Raw genomic sequence first — 23793 nt, 5'->3', positions numbered from 1 at the left:
GAAGTATTCTTGGATACGGGATAAGTTTCGACAAGAATTTGGCGCTTCTTGCGGAATCATCAGGAACGATAGGGATAGGCTGGAATGCCTATCCAGCGAGATCGTGCGGGTATGAATTCCGCTTTCATCACCATTGAAAGATTCTCGATATAGCTCCCTTTGGAAACGATCGCATCGTAAAGAACGATACATCGCGATCCTATCTGCGACTGACTTTCTATCTTGACCTTTGACATTTTCATTACCCTGTCCTCAAATAAATGTGTCTGCAATGATGTATCTTTCCCGATGGCGCAGTCGTCTCCAATTTCGAGCAGGTCGAATTCAGTGATGAACGTCGAGTCACAATACACGCGCTTGCCGATTTTTACTCCGTGTATCCTGAGAAAAGGCGCTAGCCATGGTGTGCCCGTGAGCCAGTCCAGCACCAAGCTGACCGATACGTTCTCGTACAGCGCCGTGACCAGTTCGGTACGGCGGACGAACAGAGCCCAGTTGGGTTCTTTGCGCGGACGATAGGAGCCCACCAAGGTCCACTTGATGATGGCGACAAAGACCACGAGGCCTATACCCGTACCGAAAATGGCCATCGGATAAACCGTCAGCTTCTGCCAAAGTGGTACGGAATCGGGTATCTGCCTGAGCAGGCTGAAAACCAGACTGGCGCTGAACAGGCTCAAGCCCTCGGGCAGTGTCACCCTGAAAAACTCGATCACCAGCCTTACCGCATAGGCAAGGAGGGGCGGGCGATAGGTTTGCGCTTCGCCGGCTTGGACTACCTCACGGTTGGGCAGGTACAACGCCGGTGATCCGAGCCAGGACGTGTTTGGGGGAATCTCACCTGCAGCGGTCGTCGATTGAACCCCCAGCAGCGAATTGTCTTCCATGCGAGAGTTTGCAGGTACCAACGCTGCGTTTCCGACGAACGAGCGTTTTCCGATGGTGGTCGGCCCGATCTCGAACCAGCCGCGCAGGTGTGTGGTCGGACCGATGGATGCCATATCGGCAACGAAGCACTCATCTCCCAGAGTGAGCAGATCGGGGTCAATGTCGCTGACAGTGGAAATCTCCGCCCGTGCCCCGACTTTGGCACCCAACATACGTAGCCATGGTGCCGTATAAAGCGTGGAGTAGAGTGAGTTCGTATAGAGCAAGCTGGTTTCCATGAGTTTATCGGACAGCCAGTTGCAGACCCCCTGCATCGAGCGCAAAGGATGAATCCCCGGCTCCAGATGGGGGAGGCAAATCCGCTTTATGAATGCGATGAATCCGCAAAGCATCAATACGAAAATCAGGCCGGCCGGTACTACAGTGGCCAGTCCGCCGATGAAACCCCAATGGTTTAAGGCAGCGGAGGCCAGGAGCATACCAGCAAGGGCGGCATGAAAAGGGGCATGATAAACCATCAGAATTCCCCCAAGAAATCCACACAAATGCGCCCTGGTCCATTTGTCTGGCGCGTTTCCCAGCTCGCGGAGCTTTATGTCGCTCAGCGGCGGATCTGAAACCGGATGAGCGGGAGAGCCCTGCCAGTATTGACCCGCCTCGATCCGCTGGCCGGCGGGTACCAGCGTCAGCGCGCCGAGGCGGGAAGCATCTTCGAGGACGCAGCCGCCCATGAGCAGACACCTCGGGCCGATGCCGACGTCCCGGCCGATGGTGATCGGACTGAGATGAAGCCAGCCATCCGCTATCCGAAAGGGTTGAACCTCGGTATCGTAGCCGACCGTGGTACCTTCGCCGATGACAACGAGACCGGGGTTGTTCAGGTTACTCGATATCAGGTGGACATTCTTTCCGATCGTAGCACCCAATGCGCGCATGAACGTATTCAGGAAAGGCGTGCCGGCGAGCAGATAGGTTGGCGCAATCAGCGTCGTCTTACGCTCGATCCACCACCTGAGGAATGTGGATCCCCACAATGGATACCGACCCGGTGTCAGTTTGCCGACGATGAGCTTCTTTGCCAGGATGGGCAATAGCAGCGAATTGACAAGCATCAGTGACGGCAACAGGAAAATGAACGCTGGCGAGAGCCCGTCTTCAGCCGTCCAGGAAGTGAACCAAGTCGTAATGCGGGATACGGACCGAGATATGATTCGAAGAAGATCCAGGTGTGTCGAATCGGTCGAATTTGGATATAAATTCAGGCTTCCGATGCGGAAGTGCGATATCGCACCGGAAATGTCCGACCAAAACGCTGATGAGGTCCAATCGGGTATCCGCCCCCAATCAATGGCGTAGAGCAGGAATGCGGCAGGAGCAAGGAAAAGGGTCAGATAGATTGCTATGAAAGTACACTGAAGCAGGCCGCAGATATATACTTGCAGATTGGATGCCTTGCGGTAGTGATCCGTGGTATCGGGAATCCGCCGTTTGCAGGTGTCCCGTTGCAACGTTTCGCAGTGTCGGGCCAACAAACGAATGGTAGGGAAGTTATAAATATCTCCCATAGACAGTGCTTGGTAATCGGGATCTCGCCGCAGCTCGGCAATTGCATAGGCAGCGAGCAGGGAGTGCCCGCCCAGATCGGTAAAGAAGTCGGCTTCCACCGAAATCTCGTCAACGCCCAGTATTGATTTCCAAAGTTCGACGAGCCGTGCTTCCTTCGGGGTGGCTGGAGAGACGATGTTACCACCCGTGCCGATACGCGAGGATTTTGGTGGGGGGAGAGATTTGCGATCCACCTTGCCGCTCGTCAGAACGGGGAAATCGGAGAGAAACTCGATCCATGCCGGCACCATATAGGAGGGTAATCTGTCGCGGCATACACGATGGAGACGCTCGGCATCGGCCTTGGCGGGAGAAGCCGATCCGGCAAGAATCACGTAGGCCACCAGATCCGGAGCTTCGGTATTGCCGTCGAGTGTGGTCACAACAACGTCCTTGACGCCGGTCTCGCCTCTGATGACTTCCTCGATTTCACTGAGTTCTATCCGATAGCCACGGATTTTTACCTGAGTGTCGCATCGCCCAAGAAATTCGATGTCGCCATTTTCAGTATAGCGCCCCAAGTCTCCGGTACGATAAAGACGGCTGTGTTCACCAGCCGGACGGAAAGGGTCTGGCAGGAAACGTTCCGCAGTCAGCTCTGGCCGGTTGACATAGCCTTTGGCGACCCCGGGGCCGCCTATACAGATCTCTCCTGTTTCCGAACCATTGACCGGCATAAGCCGGTCATCCAGCAGATATACTGAATAGGTAGGCAGAGCCTTGCCAATGGTGACAGGTTTGTCTGGCATGAGCTCCGTCCAGGTCGCCGTCACCGTCGTCTCGGTAGGTCCATAAGTATTCAGGATGCGCCGCCCTGGTTTGGACCATCTCTGAACCAATGCCCGCGAGCATGCTTCGCCTCCCACCATCAAGAGTCGCAATGACGGGATGTCACGATTCAGGGTGGCCAGCAATGTGGGCACGCAGCATAAGACGGTTATCCCCATCTGATTAAGGAAATCGCATAGCCCTTCTCCGAAGCGCTCCATTCCTGCCGGCCTGGGAACCAGCGTCGCGCCGACGGCAAACGATGTCCAGATTTCCTCCACCGAGAAATCAAAAGCGATACTCATGCCCTGATAGACCAGGTCGGTGCGCCTGAATCCATAGATGGGTGTTGCGGCTCGAATAAAATTGCATATGTTGGAGTGGGTTATCGCTATGCCCTTTGGTGCTCCGGTGGATCCCGATGTGTAGCAGATATAGCACTCGAAGTCGACCGACGTAACCGGCTTGGGCCTGGATTCTGGTAACGAATCAACGATATCTTTTATTCTGTCAATATGAATGATCTCGCACGGAAAATCTTCCATGCCTTGTGGAATCGAGTTGGCAGTGATGATCGTCTTCGTTTCTGAGTCATTGGCTATATAGGTGAGACGGTCGATCGGGAAGGATGGGTCCATGGGAACATATACGGCCCCTGCTTTTAGTATGGCCAGCAGGCAAACATATAGATCTATGCTTGGATCAAGCATTAATCCTATGCGCATGCTTGCCACGAATTCCATTCGTCAACAAATAGCAGGCAAGTTTGTTTGAGCGGATGTCTATATCGCGATACGAATATATTATACCGTCTTCTATGGCGCAAAATTGTTCTGGGTCCGTGTCGGTCGTTCTGTAAAAAAAATCTTCCAGTCTATTGCACGAGTCGAAGTGTTCCGGCGTGTGGTCTGCAAGCTCATGGTAATGCTCATACTCAAGCTCTAATGGGCCGCTTCGATGTTTTGTTGGTGATGAAGATTGTCTGTCCGATACTCTGTATAGAGAAGAAATAATCGCACTCATGCAGTGGTCCCAGTCAAAGTTGCCGGCAACAGGTGGTCGAGTTTTTTTGAGGCGTAAGCATTGAGCATGCCATCTCGTAGGCAAAGCCGGTTCGTGCTGCCGGTAGAGGAGGAGCGTGTTTCGAGTGAACTTCTCCGGTCTCGGCAACAGCCGCCGTGGACACGGGATTTTGACTTAAGGAACAAATAGATGGTTGCGTGAGGGAGCAGCGGCCGGGTCAGCGCATCATTCAGGCCGATAGGGTCTCAAGAGCATTGCTAAGCTTCGGTCGTAAGGTTTATTTCGCACAGGCAAGTGAAATCAACCACCGTTCGATGGCATGGCGTCGAACTGGAAATGAAACATTTCGGATGCCTCCGTAAAGTCGTTTTTCATGGCTGGTCGGTTAAGACGGACGTAATCGTTGGCGATACAGAAGATTGATCCTTGTTATTCCCTGTTTGGTCGGAATATCGGGCTCGAATCTCGCCGCATAGCAGTCCAGAAAATCAATTGGGTGTGCTCGAAGCATCCATTTTTTTGAAGTGATGGAATAATATTTAGGGCGTGGTGAAAAGTGATCTCCGGGCCGATGGCCGGCGTAGCCGGATGTTCTTGACAAGGGCTAGTCATGGCCGGAGGGTCGATCGGGCCGGTGCCTGTACGAGGTATGGGATCGCAGAGAACTCTGCGGAGGTGCGGCACGTCGATCATGGACCGCCGCGAACGGGGGCCGGCGCGTGTCGCCGCGGCAGCGGGGATGCTTGCTCGTTCAGGGAGGCTTGGTTCGGGGTTGTCCACGAAGGCCGAGACCCGGCGTGCGCGCTGGCCGTTGCTTCACGGGATCGCTGGGGCGGCCCGATGCCCGGTCTGCGCCGGTTTCCCTCCGTCATCGCGTCGGCGGATAGCTGCACGACGGGGGATGGTTATAATTCCCCTCATCTGACCGGTGGAATCCAGACCGGGCAGATGGCTAAAATCCAAAGCGACCCTTGGGGGGTCCACAATAATTAATTTTGGAGGAGGTTCTATGCCGTTCAAGTTTGACGTCAACACGTTCGTCGGTCATCCGCTCCTGACCAGCCTGCTGGTTGCCGACATCGGCATCCTGATGTTCATGCCGCTGGTTCGTCCTCCCGTCGTGCTCAACATGCTCTTTGTCGGTGGGCTGATTTATCTTTCGATGTATTTCGGTGCAAAGCTGGTGAGCCGGGAGTGACCATTCCTCCGTGAAATCCATGAGATCCGCTGCGGGCCCCGTGGACGGGGGCATGCCGGGGTGCGGCGAGGTGGCGGGGGTGTTCCGCCGCTTCGCCGCGTTTCTTTACGACGCTTTTCTGCTGGCAGGTTTGCTGTTCGCGGTCACGGCGGCCGTACTGCCTTTGAACGAGGGGCAGGCGTTTCGTTCCGGGCATCCGGCGTACTCCGCGCTTCTGGCGCTGTTCGTTTTCCTTTATTTCGGCTGGTTCTGGACCCATGGCGGACAGACGCCGGGCATGCGTGCCTGGCGTATCCGGTTGTGTACGGAAAATCCCGGGCCCTTGCGCGGGTCCCAGGTCGCGGTCCGGTTGCTGGCCGGCATTCTGACGCTAGGCTTGGGGACTTTCTGGGCTTGGTTCGACGTCAAGCGCCGAACCTTGCAGGACATCGTTTCCCGGGTGCGGGTGCTGAGGGTCGACTGAAAGGACTAGGGGCGGCGTCTGAAGGCGGCGAGGGCGGCGAAGAGGACGACCAGGGGAGGTGTTACCATCGTCAGTGGGGCATTCACTTCGTAGACCAGTCCCAGATGGGACACCATTCTGTTGGTCAGGTAAAAGCCGAGGCCGATCGTGACGCCGATCACGATCCGTTGCCCGCTGCTGACGTCACGGCGGGCGTTGAACACGAAAGGGATGGCCAGTAGGAGCATGGCCAGCGTGATGAGCGGGTTGACCATGCGTCCCCAGAAGGCTTGCTCCACGGCCAGCGATTTCTGCGCGTTTTCGGTCTGATAGGCCATGTACTTCGCGAGGTCCTGTGCCGACAGGTTTTCCGGGCGGACGATGAACACGTCGAGCATGTCCGGGGATAGGACGGAGGACCAATCCTCCTGTTCCTTGTGTTCGGCGATGGCGGCGTTCCCCGCGGGGTCGAAGCGCGTGAGGCCGATGTCCTCGAGTTTCCAGATGCCGCGGTCGAAACTGGCGCGCGCGGCATGCATGGCCAAGGCCGGGCGGCCGTCCGGCGATATTTCGAAGATGTGGATGTCGCCCAGGCGTTCCTGGTTCTCGATTTCCCGGACGTTGACGTAAACGTTACCGTCCCGGATCCAGACTCCGTACTTGGTCTGGGAGGCGACCTGTTGGCGGGTTGCGGTGGCCTTGAGCATCTGGGCGGCCCGTTCCGCCGGCGGAATGACGTATTCGCTGATGACGACCGATATCAGCGAGATCACGATGCCCGCCCGCAGGACCGCCCAGACGATGCGACCCCGGGAAACGCCGGCGGCCTGCATCGCCACCAATTCGTGGTTGTTTGCCATGTTGCCGAGCACCACCAGGCCGCCGATCAGTGCGCCGGAAGGGATGAGTTCGTACAGGCTGTGGGGCGAGGTCAGCGTCAGATAGAGGAAGATGCTGCCCAGCCCGTAGTTGCCCTCACCCAGGTCGCGCAGTTCGTCGGCGAAGGTGAAGAAATTCAGGAGGGCGAGGAGGACCAGGGCAGCGAATGCCGCCCCCTTGATGACTTCCCAGCCGATGTAGCGGTTCAGCGTATTCATCGGCGGCCCAGCGCCGTGTCGCGCACCCAGCGCCAGCCGCTATTGCGGGCCAGGAGGACGGACGTGGCGAGCAGCATCACGGCATAGATGCCGGCGTAGCTCGTCCACACCGATAGCTTGCCGGTGGCGAGCAGACCCTGCGATATCTTCTGCAGGTTCTCGTAGATGATGTAGATCAGGAAGGCGCTGATGAGATTGCCCCAGACGCCGCCGCGCGGCGAGGTCCGTGCGATCGGCACTGCCAGTAGGGTTAGGGTGAAGGTGCCCAGCGGTACCGCCAGACGGCGCTGGAGTTCGGCGAGTTCGCGTGGCCGGCCCGACATCCACAGATGCAGGCTGTCCGCGGCTTCGCGCTTGAGCGCCGCCTGGCTGCCCTCGGGCGGGTTGATTCGCACGCCATAGGCCTGAAATTCGTTGAGCACGAAATCGGCACGTCCAGGTACGCCCTGGTAGCGGCGGCCGTTGTTCAGGACCACGAAATGGTCGCCCGCGTCGTTGATTTCCATGTGACCGCTTTCGGCGATGACGATACCGGTTTCGTCGCCGCGACGGCTTTGCGCGAAAACCCGGCTCATGGTCTTGTCCGTGTTCAGCTGCTCGGCGTACAGCACCACGTCGCCCTGGCTGAATTCGTTGAACCGGCCGGCCTTGATGCCACGCACGTCGGCGCCTTTCTCGTCCTTACTGATGAGTTCCTGGCTCAAGCGTTCGGACCATGGCATCGCCTGCAGGGAAAGGAATGCGCCCAGTACGCAGACCGGCCCGGCGAACAGCAGGATGGAGCGGTAAATCCTGAGGGGACCGACGCCCGCGCAGGCGAACACCGTCATCTCGTTGTCGCGGTACATGCGTCCGAGCACCATCAGTACACTGAGGAACACCGAGGCCGGCAGGAGTGAGGCGAGGGTGACGACGACCTTCAGGCCCAGCAGGGTGAAGATCGTGTCAGTGGCGACTTCGCCTTCGATCGCGCGCGCCAGAATGGCCAGGAACTTGCGGCTGACGACGATGGTCACCAGAACGAACAGCACCGCGAGCAGGGTCTTGGCCAGTTCGCCTGCAATCAAACGGTCGATCGTCGGGAGTCCGAAGGAACGGCGTGCTTTTCCGGGTTCAAAAGGCGGCGGATTCATACTAACCTAGCAGCTTTTCCGGCGGCTGGGCTGCGTGTGGACGCGGCGGTGCCGGGCGACTAAAAAGCAGGCGGATGATAGCATGGAGTATTCGACAAGAACTGACACGCTGGAGCGGCTTTCGACCGATTGTCTGATCGTGGGCGTGTTCCAGAAGCGTAAACTCGCACCCACGGCCGAGGCGCTGGACGCGCTGTTCGACGGGCTGCTGGCCAGGCTGCTCAAGCGCGATGACGTGGAAGGCAAGGCCGGCGATACCCTGCTGGTCAACCATGTGCCGGGCGGCCGGATCGACCGGGTGCTGCTGGTCGGGCTGGGGAAACGTGAGGAGCTGAACGTCGCCGCCTATCGTAAAAGTCTGGCGGCGGCCTTCAAGGTGTTGAAGGAATCCGGCGCCAAGCATGCGGTGTCGGCTCTGCACGAGGTGGAGGTTGGCCAGCGGGGGGCGGACTGGAAGATCCGTCAGGCCATCGAGCTGCTGGAAAGCGGGCTCTACCGCTTCCAGGAGATGAAGGGGGCGTCAGCCGAAGACCATCCGCCCCGCCTGTCCAGGCTGCAATTCCTGTTGGCCTCCGATCAGGATGCGGCCCCGGTCGAAACGGGAATCCGGGAGGGTCAGGCGATCGCCCACGGCATGACCCTGGCCCGCAACCTGGGCAATCTTCCGGGGAACGTCTGCACACCCGCTTACCTCGCCGAACAGGCGCTGAAGCTCGGCAAGGAATACAAGAAGCTGAAGGTTTCGGTGCTGGAAGAGAGCGACATGGAGGAACTGGGTATGGGAGCCTTGCTGTCGGTGGCGCGCGGCAGCCGCCAGCCGGCCAAGCTGATCGTCCTGGAATACCGTGGTGCCGCCGGCAAGGCCAAGCCTTATGTCCTCATCGGCAAGGGTCTGACCTTCGATGCGGGAGGCATTTCCCTGAAGCCTGCCGCCAACATGGACGAGATGAAATACGACATGTGCGGGGGCGCCGGCGTCATCGGCGCGATCCAGGCGGTGGCGGAGATGGGGCTGCCGTTGAACGTGGTCGGTCTGGTGCCGGCTTCCGAGAACCTGCCGGACGGCAATGCCAACAAGCCCGGCGACATCGTCAGGAGCATGGCCGGCATCACCATCGAGATCCTCAATACCGACGCGGAAGGGCGCCTCATCCTGTGTGACGCGCTGACCTATGCCAAGCGTTTCGACCCCGTGGCGGTGATCGACGTGGCGACCCTGACCGGGGCTTGTATCGTGGCGCTGGGGCGTCATCCCAGCGGCCTGATGGGCAATGACGACGCATTGTGCGAGCAGTTGACCCGGGCCGGCGAAACCACCTGGGACCGGGTCTGGCGCATGCCGATCTGGGACGATTACCAGGAACAGCTCAAGTCCAATTTCGCCGATGTCGCCAACATCGGTGGGCCGGATGGCGGCAGCATCACCGCCGCCTGCTTCCTTTCGCGGTTCGCCAAAGACTTCAAATGGGCGCATCTCGACATCGCGGGGACGGCCTGGAAAACGGGAGCCGACAAGGGCGCTACCGGCCGTCCGGTGCCGCTCCTGGTGCAATACCTCATCGACCGGGCGGCATGACCCGGGTCGATTTCTATCTGCTGCCGGCCGGTGAAAGCCTGTTGTCCTACGCCTGCCGGCTGACCGAGAAGGCCTACCGCCAAGGACACACGGTGTTCCTGGTGACGGATACCGATGACGAGGCGGCGCAACTGGACGACATGCTGTGGACTTTCCGGCAGGGCAGTTTCGTCCCACACCGTGCAGTGACCGGTCACACGGCTGCCGGTCCTTGTCCGGTGGCGGTGGGCCGGGAACCGCCCGTCGGGTTCGACGATGTGATGATCAATCTGGGTTCTGCCGTGCCCGAGGCATTCCGCCGCTTCCGGCGCGTGATCGAGCTGGTCGGGCCGGACGATGCCGCGCGGGCGCTCAAGCGCGAGCATTTCCGCCATTACCGGAGCGAGGGGCTGAACCCCGCCATGGTCGACCTCGAAGCCGAGGCGTGCCCCTCCCGGCGGGTTGGATATCATTAACAATATTATAATTGCTGGAAAACGCCGGCTCCGACGCCGGCCGGCTTCGCTCATCTCTTTGAAATCCATGGACAAAGTCTACGAACCCCACGCCATCGAACAGCGCTGGTATCAGCACTGGGAGGCATCCGGCTTCTTCGCCCCGGTGGGCGAGGGCGCGCCTTACTGCATCATGATCCCGCCGCCCAATGTCACCGGCAGCCTGCACATGGGGCACGCCTTTCAGGACACGGTGATGGATGTCCTCATCCGGTACCACCGCATGAAGGGCGACCGCACCCTCTGGCAGGCCGGTACCGACCACGCCGGCATCGCCACCCAGATGGTGGTGGAGCGCCAGCTCGCCGGCGTCGGTCAGACCCGCCACGATTTGGGCCGCGAGGCGTTCATCGAGCGGGTCTGGCAATGGAAGGAGACTTCCGGCGGCACCATCACCCGTCAGCTCCGCCGCATGGGAGCCTCGCTGGACTGGTCGCGCGAGCGTTTCACTCTGGACGAGGGGTTGTCGCGGGCCGTGCGAGAGGTATTCGTCCGCCTCTACGAGGAGGGACTCATTTATCGCGGCAAACGCCTGGTGAACTGGGACCCGGTGCTGCATACCGCCGTGTCCGATCTGGAAGTGATCTCCGAGGAGGAGCAGGGGCATCTCTGGCACATGCGCTACCCGCTGGCCGATGGCAGCGGCCATCTGGTGGTGGCGACCACCCGGCCGGAAACCATGCTCGGCGACACTGCGGTGGCGGTACATCCGGAGGACGAGCGCTACCGCCACCTGATCGGCCATTCGGTCCGGCTGCCGCTCACCGGCCGCGAGATCCCGGTGATAGGCGACACGTATGTGGATCCCGAATTCGGCTCTGGCTGTGTCAAGATCACCCCGGCCCATGACTTCAACGACTACGCCATCGGCGTGCGCCATGCCCTGCCGATGATCAGCATATTCGATCAGGGCGCGGCGATTCTTCCGAGGGCGGATATTCCCGCCAAGTACCACGGCCTCGACCGCTACGAGGCGCGCGACCTGGTTGTCCATGATCTCAACGAACTCGGTCTGATCGAGAAGATCGAAGAGCACCGGCTGATGGTGCCGCGCGGGGACCGTACCGGCGTGGTGGTCGAGCCATTCCTGACCGATCAGTGGTTCGTCAAGGCCGGTCCCCTGGCCGGGCCGGCCATCAAGGCCGTGGAGGAGGGGCGCATCCGCTTCGTGCCGGAAAACTGGAGCAACACCTATTACCAGTGGATGTACAACATCCAGGACTGGTGCATCAGCCGGCAGATCTGGTGGGGACACCGCATTCCGGCCTGGTACGACGGCGAAGGCCGGGTCTACGTTGGCCGTTCCGAGGAGGAAGTCCGCGCGAAGCATGGCCTCGATGCGTCCATCCCCCTGCGGCAGGACGAAGACGTGTTGGACACCTGGTTTTCCTCCGCCCTGTGGCCGTTCTCCACCCTGGGCTGGCCCGAGCGCAAGCCGGAACTCGACACCTTCTATCCCACCAGCGTCCTGGTCACGGGTTTCGACATCATCTTCTTCTGGGTGGCCCGGATGATCATGATGGGCCTCAAGTTCATGGGTGACGTACCGTTCCGTGAGGTCTACATCCATGGGCTGGTGCGCGATGCCGAAGGCCAGAAGATGTCCAAGTCCAAGGGCAACGTGCTGGACCCCATCGACCTGATCGACGGCATCTCGTTGGAGGATCTGGTCGCGAAGAGGACCCAGGGGTTGATGCAGCCGCAGATGGCTGCGCGGATCGAGAAGCGCACCCGCCAGGACTTCCCCGAGGGCATTCCGTCCTATGGCACCGACGCACTGCGCTTCACCTTCGCCTCGCTGGCGTCCACCGGCCGCGACATCCGTTTCGACCTGAAACGGGTGGAGGGTTGCCGCAACTTCTGCAACAAGCTGTGGAACGCGGCGCGTTATGTGCTGATGAACACCGAAGGGCAGGATTGCGGCTCGGGCGGCGGCGCCTGCAGCTACAGTTTGCCGGACCGCTGGATCAGGAGCCGGTTCCAAGCCGCCGTCGGCACTGTCACCGAGGCGATGGGTCAGTACCGCTTCGATCTGGCGGCTCAGGCCCTGTACGAGTTCGTCTGGAACGAATACTGCGACTGGTACCTGGAGCTGGCCAAGGTGGTGCTCCAGTCGGGCAACGAGGCCGAACGACGCGGCACCCGCCAGACGCTGGCGGGGGTTCTGGAGTCCCTGCTGCGGCTGGCACATCCGTTCATGCCGTTCATCACCGAGGAGATCTGGACCCGGGTGGCGCCGCTGACGGGGGCATTCGCGCCCACGATCATGCGGCAAAGCTATCCTGAAGCCGATCCGGCTCTCGCTGATCCCGAGGCCGAGCGTGAAATGGCCTGGGTGATGGAAGTGATCCTGGGAGTGCGCCGCATCCGGGCGGAAATGAACCTCGCTCCGGCCCGGCCGCTGCCGGTGCTGCTGAGTCACGGCACCGGCCAGGACCGGGTCTGGTCGGCACGTTCGGGCCCGCTGCTGGAGAAACTGGCACGGCTGGAAAGCCTGAACTGGCTCGCGCCGGGCCAGGCCGAACCGGAAGCGGCGATCGCCCTGGTGGGCGAACTGCGCGTCCTCATCCCAATGCGGGGCCTGATCGACAAGGAGGCCGAGCTGACCAGACTGGACAAGGAAATCCAGCGCCTGGACAAGGAGCTGCCGCGGCTGGAAGGCAAGCTCGGCGATGCCTCTTTCCTGAGCAAGGCGCCGCCGGCGGTGGTGGAAAAAGAGAAGGCCCGTCTGGCCGATCTGCAGGCCGGTCTGGCCTCTCTGGTCGCCCAGAAAGAACGTATTCAGGCGCTGTGATGCTCCCGTCCGATTCACGATCGGCGGGGTTCGGGGGAATGGCCTGAGCATGGCGGCGGTTTCCGGCGTCCAGCAGCTGAGCGGTCTGGCGAAAAGCCTGGTCAAGGCCCAGTTGCTTTCGGAGGCGGACGCCCAGGCGTACTTCGAGGATGCGCGCAGGAAGAACACCCCTTTCGTCAGCTATCTCGTCGCCAACAAGATCCTGGACGGTCTCCAGATCGCCCAGGTCGCCCACCAGGAGTTCGGGCTGCCCCTGCTCGATCTGGACGCAGTCGTCTTCGACATTCCCCCCACGCAGTGGGTCGGCGAGAAGCTGATACGCCGCCATCACATCCTGCCCTTGCTGCGACGGGGGAATCATCTCTTCGTCGCGGTCTCGGATCCGACCAATTTCCTGGGACTGGATGAAATCACTTTCCAGACCCGTCTCGTCACCGACTGTGTCCTGGTCGAGGAGAACAAGCTTTCGCGCTGCATCGAGGCGGTCCTGGATGCGGCGGATACCAGCCTGAAGCAGCTGCTCGAAGAGGATCTGGACAGTCTGCAGATCACCGCCGGGGACGACGAAGGCCCGCACGCCGAGCCGGAAATCTCCGGTATCGACGATGCGCCGATCGTGCGCTTCGTCAACCGCCTTCTGCTGGACGCGGTGCGGAAGGGGGCCTCGGACATCCATATCGAGCCTTACGAAAAGTTCCTGCGCATCCGCTTCCGGCACGACGGCATCCTGCATGAGGTGGCGAATCCGCCGCCTGCGCTGGGCGTCAAGATCTGCGCTCGCATCAAAGTGATGTCGCGCATGGATATCGCGGAACACCGCATTCCCCAGGACGGACGCATCAAGATGACGCTGTCGCGCTCCCGCGCCATCGATTTCCGCGTCAATACCTGTCCGACGCTGTTCGGGGAAAAGATCGTGCTGCGTATCCTCGATCCGAGCTCGGCCCAGATCGGCGTCGAAATGCTGGGATTCGAGCCGGAACAGCGGGACAATTTCCTGCGTGCGCTGGAAAAGCCCTATGGCATGATCCTGGTTACCGGCCCCACCGGCAGCGGTAAAACCGTTACCCTCTACACCGGTCTGAACCTCCTCAACCGCGTCGAAGCGAACATCTCCACGGTGGAGGACCCGGTCGAGATCACAGTGCCGGGGATCAACCAGGTCAATGTCAATTACAAGACCGGCCTCACTTTCGCCGAGGCGCTGCGGGCGTTTCTGCGCCAGGACCCCGACATCATCATGGTGGGCGAGATCCGCGACCTGGAAACCGCCGAAATCGCCGTCAAGGCGGCCCAGACCGGGCATCTGGTGCTGTCGACCCTGCACACCAACGATGCCCCGCAGACCTTGAACCGTCTGATGCAGATGGGGATCCCCGCGTTCAACATCGCCTCCTCCGTGCTCCTGATCATGGCGCAGCGGCTGGCCCGCCGGCTTTGTCCGCGGTGCAAGCGGGAGGAGAAAGTGCCGCCCGAGGTCCTGCTCGCCTCCGGCTTCCGGGAGGAAGACATCGGCAATTTCACGCTGTTCGGGCCGGCGGGCTGCGATCAATGTGTGAAGGGCTACAAGGGGCGGGTCGGCATTTACCAGGTCATGCCGATTTCGGAAGAAATCAACCGCATCATCCTGGAGGGAGGGAACGTGATGGCCCTGACCGAGCAGGCGCATGCGGAAGGTATCGCGGATCTGAGGGAGTCTGGCTTGAAGAAGGTGAAGGCGGGTATCACCAGCCTCGAGGAAATCGACCGCGTGACGAGGGACTGAGCACGTGGCGAACCAGGAAACCGCTTTGTTCGTCTGGGAGGGCCTGGACAGGAACGGCAGCCGGACCCGGGGTGAAATCAGCTCCCGGTCGGAGATCACGGCGCGCACGGAGCTGAGGCGCCAGGGCATCCGCGTCGTCAAGATCAAGAAGAAGCCCAAGCCCCTCTTCAGTGGTCCACGCCAGAAGATCACGCCCAAGCACATCGCCGTGTTCAGCCGCCAGTTGGCGACCATGCTGTCGGCCGGGGTTCCCCTGGTCCAGGCATTCGACATCGTGGGCCGCGGCCATGACAATCCGGCCATGCAGGATCTGCTGATGAGCATCAAGGCCGACGTGGAAGCCGGCACGACCCTGGCGGACGCCCTGTCGAAGCATCCGGTCCATTTCGACGAGCTTTTCTGTAATCTGGTCCGGGCCGGCGAACAGGCCGGCGTGCTGGAAACCTTGTTGCACAAGGTGGCGGACTACAAGGAAAAAACCGAGTCCCTCAAGGGCAAGATCAAGAAGGCTTTGGCTTATCCGATCGCCGTCGTCGTGGTTGCGGTGATCGTGACGTCGATCTTGCTGATTTTCGTGGTGCCGACCTTCGAGGATCTGTTCAAGAGCTTCGGCGCCGATCTGCCGGCCTTCACCCAGATGGTGATCAACCTTTCGCGTTGGCTGCGGGACTGGTGGTACGTGGTGTTCGGCTCGCTAGGCGTAGCCGCCGCGGCGTTCGTGAAGGCCCGGCAGCGCTCGCCGGCGTTCAATCATCTGCTGGACCGGCTGGCCTTGGGGCTGCCGGTCGTCGGCGCCATCCTGCGCAAGGCCGCCGTCGCGCGCTTCGCCCGGACCTTGTCCACCATGTCCGCGGCCGGCGTGCCCCTGGTCGAGGCGTTGCAATCGGTGGCGGGGGCGACCGGAAACATCATCTACGGTGAAGCGGTCATGCGTATGCGCGAAGACGTATCCACCGGCCAGCAGCTCCAGATGTCGATGCGCCAGGCCAATCTGTTTCCCAACATGGTGATGCAGATGGTGGCGATTGGCGAGGAGTCGGGGGCGCTCGACAGCATGCTGTCCAAGGTCGCCGATTTCTACGAGGAAGAAGTGGACAATGCCGTGGATTCGTTGAGCAGCCTGCTCGAACCTTTGATCATGGTGGTTCTGGGCGTGTTGATCGGGGGGCTCGTGATCGCCATGTATCTGCCGATTTTCAAACTGGGTTCCGTCGTCTGAAGGAGGGATCTTTGACCGACTTTATGATGTTGTTGCCGACCGGGCCGGCGGGGGTTGCCCTCTGCGGATCGTTCGGACTGATCATCGGGAGTTTTCTCAACGTGGTCATCCACCGCCTGCCGCTCATGATGGAGCAGGCCTGGCGCAGGGAGTGCGGGGAGTTGCTCGAGCCCGGCACCGGACGGCCGGTGGGGGAAGCCGAATACAACCTGTGGAGACCCGGATCGCAGTGTCCGCACTGCCAGGCGCCGGTCCGGTTCTGGCAGAATGTCCCCGTGTTCAGCTATCTTTGGCTGCGTGGCCGTTGTGCCGCTTGCGGCACGGCGATTTCCTGGCGTTATCCTTTGGTCGAAACGCTCACGGGGGTGCTGTTCGCAATGGTGGCTTGGCATTTCGGCGCGTCCTGGCAGGCGCTGGCGGCGTGCGCCCTAACGGCTGGCCTGATCGCCTTGGCTTTCATCGACCTGGATCACTTGGTACTGCCGGACGACATCACGCTTCCCCTGTTGTGGCTGGGGCTGCTGCTGAACGCCCAAGGTCTCTTCTGCACTCTGGAGACGGCGCTGTACGGTGCCGTTGCAGGCTATCTCCTGCTATGGACGGTGCATCGCGGCTTTCTGCTCCTGACCGGCCGGGAGGGCATGGGGTTCGGCGACTTCAAGCTACTCGCCATGCTCGGTGCCTGGATGGGTTGGCCGATGCTGCCGGTCATCATCCTGTTCTCATCCATCTCGGGTGCGGTGATCGGTTCGGTTGCGCTGGCAGTCGGCGGCAAGGGGAGGGACACGCCGATTCCCTTCGGGCCGTTTCTGGCGGCGGGCGGCTGGATCGCCCTGCTGTGGGGAAATGCGCTCAACGACGCCTATTGGCGCTGGGCCGCTCCCGGAGGCTAGCATAACGATGCTCGTAGTCGGTTTGACGGGCGGTATCGGCGCCGGCAAGTCCACGGTCGCCCGCATGTTCGCCGCACGCGGCGTCGAGGTGTTCGAGGCGGACGAAGTGGCACACCGACTGCTGGAGCCGGGACAGCCGGCGCTCAAGGCCGTCGCCCGGGCGTTCGGCAGCGACATCCTCGGCGCGGACGGCAGACTGGACCGGGCGGCGCTGCGGCGCCGCGTGTTCGCCGAACCGAAGGCCCGCAAGCGTCTGGAAGGGATCGTACACCCCCTGGTCTATGCCGAACTCGCGCGTCTGGTGCTGGGAGCGGCAGGCAGCTATTGCGTGCTGTCCGTTCCGCTGTTGCTGGAGACGGGCCGGCGCCGGTTCGTGGACCGCCTGCTGGTCGTGGATTGTCCGGAAAGCCTCCAGATCGAGCGGGTGGTCCGGCGGAGCGGTCTGCGGCCCGAGGAGGTGCGGGCCATCATGGCTGCCCAGGTCTCCCGCAGTGAGCGGCTGGCGGCGGCGGACGACGTCATTGTCAATGCCGCCGACACCGCCGGCCTGGAGGCGGAGGTGGATGCCTTGCACAGGCGCTACAGCCTTCTCGCCGCGGCTTGACTAATGGGGACCAAAGTTGACAATGTCGCCGTCGACCGATCGTCTGGTCCGACGATCCCGCGGGCATATCCCTATCCCCCAATCCGACCGGTTTCCCGAACTTGAAGAATCAAATCGTTTATGAGTTTCCGTTGAACGAACGGATGCGCTTGTTTATGCGCCTGGAGCAACTGTTCCGTCAGGCCCGGCATTTCAACCAGGGCGGTTCGGTCTGGGATTGCCGTGCGGTCGTGGCGACCTTGAACGAGATCGTCGCGCTGCTCGCCCGGAATGACATCAAGTCGGAGCTGCTCAAGGAACTCGATCGGCTCGGCGGCGGGTTGGGCAAGATGCAGGGCAACCAGCATATCGACCAGGCCGCATTGGCGACGGTGCTCGGCCAGATCGATGCCGCCGCCCAGCGTATCTACGGCCATAGCGGACGGATCGGCTATCAGGTGATGGAGAACGAACTGTTCAAATCGGTCGCGCAGCGGACGGCGATTCCGGGCGGCACCTGTTCGTTCGATCTGCCGGGCTATCATTTCTGGCTGGAGCGGGACGTCGAGCGGCGAAGGAACGAGGCCACCGAATGGCTGGACTGTTTCCATCCCGTCCAGGAGGGGATCGCGCTCATCCTCGGGTTGCTCCGTGACAGTGCCGCTGGCATCTGGGAAACCGCCCATGGCGGATTCTTCCAGAAAAATCTGGATCATGCCGCGGCGGTGCAGCTGCTGCGTGTTGCGGTGCCGATCGAGCTGCCCTATTTCGCCGAAATCAGCGGCAGCAAGCACCGTTTCACGGTCCGTTTCCTCACCGGCCTGCCGAACGAGCGTCCCGTCCAGTGCAGTGAGGATGTGCCTTTCCAGTTGACCGTCTGTCTGCTTTGAAGCTCATTGTCGATGTCGCACATTTACACCGTCGTGCGTTGTCCCCGCTGCGGCAAGCCGGTGCCCTGGAACGAAACGCAGAGCTTCAGGCCATTTTGCAGCGAACGTTGCCGGCTGATCGATCTGGGCAGTTGGGCCAACGAGGACTACGCCATTCCCGGTGAACCGATCGGTCCGGCGGAGCCGTCCGAGGACCGGAACGGCACGGAAGAACCCCCTGCCGCTTGAGCCGGGTCCCTCTCAGCCGTTTCCGGACCTTCCCTCGGTTTCCAGGCGGCTGCGGTACCAGGCGAGTTTTTTCCGCAGCGCTACCACCTCGCCGATGATGATCAGGGTGGGGGCCTTGATTCCCGCGTCGGCGACCCTGTCCGGGAGCGTTTCCAGCGTGGCGGTCAAGACCTTCTGGTCGCGGGTGGTGCCCTGCTGGATCAGCGCTGCGGGACGGGATGGCGGCGCCCCGTGGCGGATCAGTTCGGCGCAGATCTGTGGCAGGCCCTGTAAGCCCATGTACACCACCACGGTCTGGTGGGGTTGGACCAGCTGAGGCCAGTCCAGATCCTGCAGGGTTCCATCCTTCAGGTGGCCGGCGACGAATACGCAGGCATGCGCATGGGCGCGGTGGGTCAGGGGGATGCCGGCATAGGCGGCGCATCCCGACGCCGCCGTGATTCCCGGGACGACCTGGAATGGGATGCCGCAGGCCATCAGGGTTTCGATCTCTTCGCCGCCCCGACCGAAAATGAAGGGGTCGCCGCCTTTGAGGCGGACCACCCGGTTGCCTTCGGCGGCCAGATTCGCCAGCAGGGCGTTGATATCGTCCTGCGGGATGCTATGGCGGCTGCGTTCCTTGCCGGCATAGATGCGCCGCGCGTCCCGGCGCGCCAGCGCCAGGATCTCGGTCGAGACCAGACGGTCATAGACGATGACGTCGGCTTCCTGGATCAGGCGCAGAGCGCGTAGCGTCAGGAGGTCCGGATCGCCGGGTCCCGCGCCGACCAGCGCGACCGAGCCCCACGCCGGTCTTTCTTGCCGGGCGGCCGCGTCCGCTGCTTCGAGCAGCACGCGCTCTGCCTCCTCGGCGCGCCCCTGCAGCGCCAGTTCTGCGGCTGGCCCCTCCAGTGTCCGCTCCCAGAAATGGCGGCGGGCGCGCGGTTCGGGAATCGCCTGCCGGACCCGTTCCCGCAAGTCGGCGGCGAGCCGGGCCAGCGTACCGAAACGGGAGGGAATACAGGTCTCGATGCGGGTCCGAAGCTGCCGGGCCAACACGGGTGAGGCGCCACCGGTGGAAACCGCGACCAGCACTGGCGAGCGGTCGATGATGGCCGGGAAGATGAAGTCGCACAGGTCGGGGCAATCGACCACGTTGACCGGGATGCCGTGTCGCCGCGCAGCGGTTGCGACGGCGGCGTTGACCGCGCGGTCGTCGGTTGCCGCAATGATCAGCCGGAAACCTTCGCTGTCGGTCGCCTCGAAAACTTTGGTACGTAGTCGGATCAGGCCGCGGTCGGCGAGTTCGACGATGACCGCTTCGGCGCTGGCGGCGATCACGGTGACTGCTGCGCCCGCATCGAGCAGCAGGCCGAGTTTGCGGACGGCGACCTCGCCGCCCCCCACGATCAGGCAGGGGAGGTCGCGAAGCTTGAGGAAAATCGGCAGGTAATCCATGGAACGGCTTTTGTTAGAATGAGGCCCCGGGCAACGGAGTCAAAAAACATGATCGTCATCGACCAGGAGCTGGATACCAGCGGGCTGATGTGTCCGCTGCCACTGCTGCGCCTGAAAAAGGCCCTGCAGACTCTGGGCAGCGGCCAGACCGTGCGTGTACGGGCGACCGATCCCGCCTCGGTCCTCGATTTCGGCGTCTATCTCGAACAGGCGGGCCATGTGCTCGTCGATTATGCCGAAGAGGCCGGGACGCACCTTTTCCTCATCCGCAAAGGCTAAGAGGATCGTCAGGCCGCTCGCAGGCTGATCACCGGCCAGCCCCGTTGCTGGGCCGTGCGGTGCAGCAACGGGTCGGGGTCCACCGCCACGGGATGGGCGACACGCGAGAGCAAGGGAATGTCGTTGTGGGAATCGCTGTAGAACCAGGTGTCTTCCAGGTCGTGACCGTCGTTGTCCGCCAGCCAGGCCGAAAGCCGCTGGACCTTGCCCTCCTGGAAGGACGGGATGCCCTCGACCCGGCCCGTATAGCGGCCTTCGCGGAACTCGGGCTCGGTGGCGATGAGGTTGTCGATGCCGTACAGCCGCACGATGGGTTCGGTCACGAAGCGGTTGGTAGCGGTGATGACCAGGAGCGTATGGCCGGCCGAGCGGTGCCGTTCGACCAGCTCCCGCGCCGCCGTTTGCATGATCGGTAGGATTTTTTCTTCGATGAATGATTCACGCCAGCGAAACAACTGCTCGGGGTCGTTTTCCCTCAGCGGGCGCAAGGCGAACTCCAGGAATTCGCCGATATCCAGTGTGCCGTTCTTGTAGGCTTCATAGAAACGGGTGTTGGCCATTTCATAGATCTCGGGATCGACGATGCCCCGGTCCACCAGGAAGCGCCCCCACAGGTAGTCGCTGTCGCCGGCGAGCAACGTGTTGTCGAGGTCGAATATTGCCAGAGTCACGGGTTTCCTTTACATTCCAAATACATTGACGGAATTTCGCAGCGGTGTACTGCTTCGTCTGCCTTCGAGCTTTTCCACCGGCTCCTTTGGGGCGGTGGCAGGGGCGATGGCCGGCGGAACGACGCTATGGCACTTGCGACCGGGAACAGTATACCAGTTGGAGATTATGGGCGGATTAGCGGGAGATATGATCGATGCCGAGGGCTATCGCTTGAATGTCGGCATCATCCTCAGCAACGACGAGGGCCGGGTGTTCTGGGCGCGCCGGGCGGGCATGCGGTCATGGCAGTTCCCTCAGGGAGGCATCAAGGTCGATGAAGACCCGGATGCCGCGATGTTCCGCGAGCTTTACGAGGAAGTGGGCCTGGAGCGCCAGTACGTCGAAATCATCGCCCGCACCAAGGGCTGGTTGCGCTACCAGCTTCCGGAGCGCTTCATCCGCCGGCGCTCTTATCCGCTTTGCATCGGCCAGAAGCAGATCTGGTACATTCTGCGTCTGACCGGAACCGATGCCAACATCCGGTTGGACTGTTCCGAGCGTCCGGAGTTCGACCGCTGGTGCTGGGTCGATTACTGGCATCCCTTGAGCGATGTCGTTTATTTCAAGCGGGAAGTCTACCGCCAGGCCTTGAGCGAACTGCAGCGGGCTTTGCAGGCCGGCCGGCCGGCCGGCGCTCAGGCCGTGTCCGATGCCGGCGGTACCGCGACCCGGCAGATCCCCGTGGCCACCGAACCGTCCGGACCCAGCTCGAGCCAGCGGTAGCCAGGCCGTTCCGCATCCAGCGCGAAGGTCTGGCTGGCGGGGCGGAACTGGATGCAGGTCGAGGGGGTCCCCAGCACTCGCGTTCCCTCGATCTCCACGTCCGCGACCTGATGCGTATGGCCGTGCACGACCGCCTTTACCTGCGGGTGCCGGCGGAGGACGGCGAAAAACTCGCCGGCGTTGTCGAGGATCATCGTGTCCATCCAGGCGCTCCCCGAGGGAACGGGATGGTGATGCAGGGCGACGAGGGTGTGCAGCGACGGATGACGGCTCAGGGTCCGTTCCAGCAGGTCGAACTGTCCCGTCGACAAGGATCCGCCGGCCGAGCCGGGTACGGTGCTGTCCAGGCAGACGATCAGCCAGCGGCCTCGCCGGATCACGGGTTGGTGCAGCAGAGGCGTGGATTCCAGGACGTGGCGGGCGAGCGCGGGTTCGTCGTGATTCCCCGGCAGCCAGTGGCACGGCGCCGGCAGTGCGGCACAAATCCCGGCGAGCCGCCGGTAGCTTTGCGGCACCGGCTCCTGCGCCAGGTCGCCGGTGAACAGGACCAGGTCGAAGCGGCGCCGGTTCGCATGGTCGATGACGGCGCCCAGGCTGGCCGCGCTGTCACTGCCGTAAAACCGGGACTCCGCATCGGGCAGGATGTGCGAATCGGTGAGCTGGAGGAGGCACAGCGTTCCGGAGTCTGGCATGGTGTTCAGCTTTTTCGGGGAACTTCACACGGCCTGATCGTCTTGATCAGCACCTGGGAGTTGCGCTCGGGGCTGTAACTGGCACGCCGCTGCGCAGGCAGGTCCGTGAGTGAGGCAGGCTCGAAACCGCGTTCGCGGAACCACTGCATGGCCTGGGTGGTCAGTGCGAAGAGCCGCGCCAGGCCGAGCTTGCGGGCCCGCTGCTCGATGAATTCCAGCAGCCTTTCGCCCCGGCTTTCGCCCCGGTATTCGGGGTGCAGGGCGAGGCAGGCGAACTCGCCCACGGATTCGGCCGGAAATGGATGCAGGGCGGCGCAGCCTACGATCAGTCCGTCGCGCTCGATGACGACGTAGTCCTCGATTTCAGTCTCCAGGCGTTCACGGGAGCGGTTCACCAAGGCGCCGGTCTGTTCGAGCGGCCGGATCAGATCCAGGATGCCGACCACGTCGTTGATGCGGGCCGGGCGCAATTCCTCGAACGGATTGGCGCTGACGAGGGTGCCGACGCCGTCGCGGGTGAACAGCTCCAGCAGCAGGGCGCCGTCGATGTGGCGGTCCAGCAGATGGGCGCGGGCCACGCCGGAGCGGCAGGCCTTGAGGGCGGCGGCCAGGTGGGCGGCCACGCCCGGTTCCAGCGAACCGCCGCGTTCCAGCAGACGCTCGGCTTCCTGCACCGTGATCTGGTGGATCATCCGGCCGTCGGGACCGGCGCAGGGCTGTTCCATCAGCAACAGAAGCTTGTCGGCCCCGAGGGCTCCGGCCACGGCAGTCGCCACCTCCTCGGCGCTGAGGTTGAAGATTTCCCCGGTGCGGGAATAGCCGAGCGGAGACACCAGAACCACGCTGCCTTCGTCCAGCAGCCGGCGCATCGCCCCGGCGTCCACCCGGCGCACCTCGCCGGTGTAGCCGAAATCCACGCCGTCGCGTACGCCCAAAGGTTTGGCGACCACGAAATTGCCCGAGGCCACCCGGATCCGTGCCCCGGCCATGGGTGAATTGGCGGCGCCCATCGACAGCAGGGCCTCGATTTCGACACGGACGGCGCCGGCGGCCTCCTGCACGCATTCCAGTCCGGTCGCATCGGTGATCCGCAGACCCTGGTGGTAGCGCAGTTCCGCACCGCGGCTGCGCAGGCGCCGCTCGACTTGAGGACGGGTACCGTGCACCAGCACCAGCCCGACCCCCAAGCTGTGGAGCAAGGCGAAGTCGTGGACCAGCTCCGCGAAGCGCCCATCGGTCAGGGCTTCGCCGCCGAAACTGACGACGAAGGTGCGGTTCCGGTGCGCATGGATGTAGGGAGCGGCGCTACGGAGCCAGCGTACGAAGGTCTGGGGAGCTATGTCTGGATTCATCCC

Annotated in this window: 20 protein-coding genes; 13 read left to right on the top strand and 7 right to left on the bottom strand. The window is 62.1% G+C overall.

Annotated elements, in window-relative coordinates:
* Window positions 1-59: 59 nt before the first annotated feature.
* Window positions 60-3971 carry a Pls/PosA family non-ribosomal peptide synthetase gene (locus ACSHWJ_RS05225; RefSeq protein ID WP_435928715.1) on the bottom strand — a complete coding sequence of 1304 codons (3912 nt, stop codon included), beginning with the start codon at window positions 3969-3971 and terminating at the stop codon, window positions 60-62.
* A gap of 1322 nt (window positions 3972-5293) precedes the next feature.
* On the opposite strand from ACSHWJ_RS05225, the gene ACSHWJ_RS05220 reads away from it, so the two are divergent.
* Together ACSHWJ_RS05220 and ACSHWJ_RS05215 are read left to right on the top strand one after the other, a co-directional pair.
* Window positions 5294-5482, top strand: coding sequence for a hypothetical protein (locus tag ACSHWJ_RS05220; protein WP_017366385.1), 189 nt, complete (start codon window positions 5294-5296; stop codon window positions 5480-5482).
* A 19-nt stretch (window positions 5483-5501) separates the two neighbouring features.
* Entirely contained in the window at window positions 5502-5945 is a 444-nt protein-coding gene (locus ACSHWJ_RS05215) for an RDD family protein (protein ID WP_026046085.1), read from the top strand.
* Between the two features lie 5 nt (window positions 5946-5950).
* Here ACSHWJ_RS05215 and lptG read toward each other — a convergent pair whose 3' ends face one another.
* On the bottom strand, window positions 5951-7021 hold the full coding sequence (gene lptG / locus ACSHWJ_RS05210) for an LPS export ABC transporter permease LptG (RefSeq protein WP_010961344.1): 1071 nt from the start codon (window positions 7019-7021) through the stop codon (window positions 5951-5953).
* The gene (lptF, locus tag ACSHWJ_RS05205) at window positions 7018-8088 is read right to left on the bottom strand and encodes an LPS export ABC transporter permease LptF (RefSeq protein WP_256996503.1); all 1071 of its coding nucleotides are present in this window, start codon (window positions 8086-8088) and stop codon (window positions 7018-7020) included. The genes lptG and lptF overlap by 4 nt, the downstream gene beginning before the upstream one ends.
* A gap of 148 nt (window positions 8089-8236) precedes the next feature.
* Here lptF and ACSHWJ_RS05200 point away from each other — a divergent pair, with 148 nt between their 5' ends.
* The 9 genes from ACSHWJ_RS05200 to yacG all read left to right on the top strand — a co-directional run bounded on the left by ACSHWJ_RS05200 (window position 8237) and on the right by yacG (window position 18596).
* Window positions 8237-9730, top strand: coding sequence for a leucyl aminopeptidase (locus ACSHWJ_RS05200; RefSeq protein ID WP_010961342.1), 1494 nt, complete (start codon window positions 8237-8239; stop codon window positions 9728-9730).
* Window positions 9727-10185, top strand: coding sequence for a DNA polymerase III subunit chi (locus ACSHWJ_RS05195; RefSeq protein ID WP_010961341.1), 459 nt, complete (start codon window positions 9727-9729; stop codon window positions 10183-10185). Before ACSHWJ_RS05200 ends, ACSHWJ_RS05195 begins: the two co-directional genes overlap by 4 nt.
* Window positions 10186-10252: 67 nt before the next feature.
* Window positions 10253-13018, top strand: coding sequence for a valine--tRNA ligase (locus tag ACSHWJ_RS05190; RefSeq protein ID WP_010961340.1), 2766 nt, complete (start codon window positions 10253-10255; stop codon window positions 13016-13018).
* 49 nt (window positions 13019-13067) lie between these two features.
* A complete protein-coding gene (gene pilB / locus ACSHWJ_RS05185; protein ID WP_010961339.1) occupies window positions 13068-14783 on the top strand; it encodes a type IV-A pilus assembly ATPase PilB in 1716 nt (571 codons plus the stop codon).
* 4 nt (window positions 14784-14787) lie between these two features.
* Entirely contained in the window at window positions 14788-16002 is a 1215-nt protein-coding gene (locus ACSHWJ_RS05180; RefSeq protein ID WP_010961338.1) for a type II secretion system F family protein, read from the top strand.
* Between the two features lie 23 nt (window positions 16003-16025).
* On the top strand, window positions 16026-16895 hold the full coding sequence (locus ACSHWJ_RS05175) for a prepilin peptidase (protein ID WP_432539500.1): 870 nt from the start codon (window positions 16026-16028) through the stop codon (window positions 16893-16895).
* Window positions 16896-16902: 7 nt separating this feature from the next.
* The gene (gene coaE, locus ACSHWJ_RS05170; protein ID WP_017366378.1) at window positions 16903-17499 is read left to right on the top strand and encodes a dephospho-CoA kinase; all 597 of its coding nucleotides are present in this window, start codon (window positions 16903-16905) and stop codon (window positions 17497-17499) included.
* Between the two features lie 101 nt (window positions 17500-17600).
* Window positions 17601-18368, top strand: a complete 768-nt coding sequence (gene zapD / locus ACSHWJ_RS05165) for a cell division protein ZapD (RefSeq protein ID WP_432539402.1) — start codon at window positions 17601-17603, stop codon at window positions 18366-18368.
* A gap of 12 nt (window positions 18369-18380) precedes the next feature.
* Entirely contained in the window at window positions 18381-18596 is a 216-nt protein-coding gene (gene yacG / locus ACSHWJ_RS05160) for a DNA gyrase inhibitor YacG (RefSeq protein WP_218798020.1), read from the top strand.
* Between the two features lie 12 nt (window positions 18597-18608).
* Here yacG and cysG read toward each other — a convergent pair whose 3' ends face one another.
* Complete coding sequence (gene cysG, locus ACSHWJ_RS05155) at window positions 18609-20033, bottom strand: siroheme synthase CysG (protein ID WP_432539403.1); 1425 nt, start codon at window positions 20031-20033, stop codon at window positions 18609-18611.
* 48 nt (window positions 20034-20081) lie between these two features.
* Between cysG and ACSHWJ_RS05150 the strand changes: the two genes are divergently transcribed.
* Window positions 20082-20312 (top strand): sulfurtransferase TusA family protein, encoded by a 231-nt coding sequence (locus tag ACSHWJ_RS05150; protein ID WP_010961331.1) that lies wholly within the window; start codon window positions 20082-20084, stop codon window positions 20310-20312.
* An 8-nt stretch (window positions 20313-20320) separates the two neighbouring features.
* Here ACSHWJ_RS05150 and ACSHWJ_RS05145 read toward each other — a convergent pair whose 3' ends face one another.
* A complete protein-coding gene (locus ACSHWJ_RS05145) occupies window positions 20321-20983 on the bottom strand; it encodes an HAD family hydrolase (protein WP_010961330.1) in 663 nt (220 codons plus the stop codon).
* A 187-nt stretch (window positions 20984-21170) separates the two neighbouring features.
* On the opposite strand from ACSHWJ_RS05145, the gene ACSHWJ_RS05140 reads away from it, so the two are divergent.
* Entirely contained in the window at window positions 21171-21746 is a 576-nt protein-coding gene (locus tag ACSHWJ_RS05140; protein WP_010961329.1) for an RNA pyrophosphohydrolase, read from the top strand.
* Here ACSHWJ_RS05140 and cpdA read toward each other — a convergent pair.
* Window positions 21659-22438 carry a 3',5'-cyclic-AMP phosphodiesterase gene (gene cpdA / locus ACSHWJ_RS05135; protein WP_017366373.1) on the bottom strand — a complete coding sequence of 260 codons (780 nt, stop codon included), beginning with the start codon at window positions 22436-22438 and terminating at the stop codon, window positions 21659-21661. The genes ACSHWJ_RS05140 and cpdA overlap by 88 nt on opposite strands.
* A 5-nt stretch (window positions 22439-22443) precedes the next feature.
* Entirely contained in the window at window positions 22444-23790 is a 1347-nt protein-coding gene (gene argA / locus ACSHWJ_RS05130; protein ID WP_432539404.1) for an amino-acid N-acetyltransferase, read from the bottom strand.
* Between the last annotated feature and the right edge of the window lie 3 nt (window positions 23791-23793).

The sequence above is a fragment of the Methylococcus sp. S1M genome (genome assembly GCF_051295855.1).
GTDB lineage: Bacteria > Pseudomonadota > Gammaproteobacteria > Methylococcales > Methylococcaceae > Methylococcus > Methylococcus capsulatus.
This window is presented reverse-complemented; position numbering and strand designations above follow the sequence as displayed.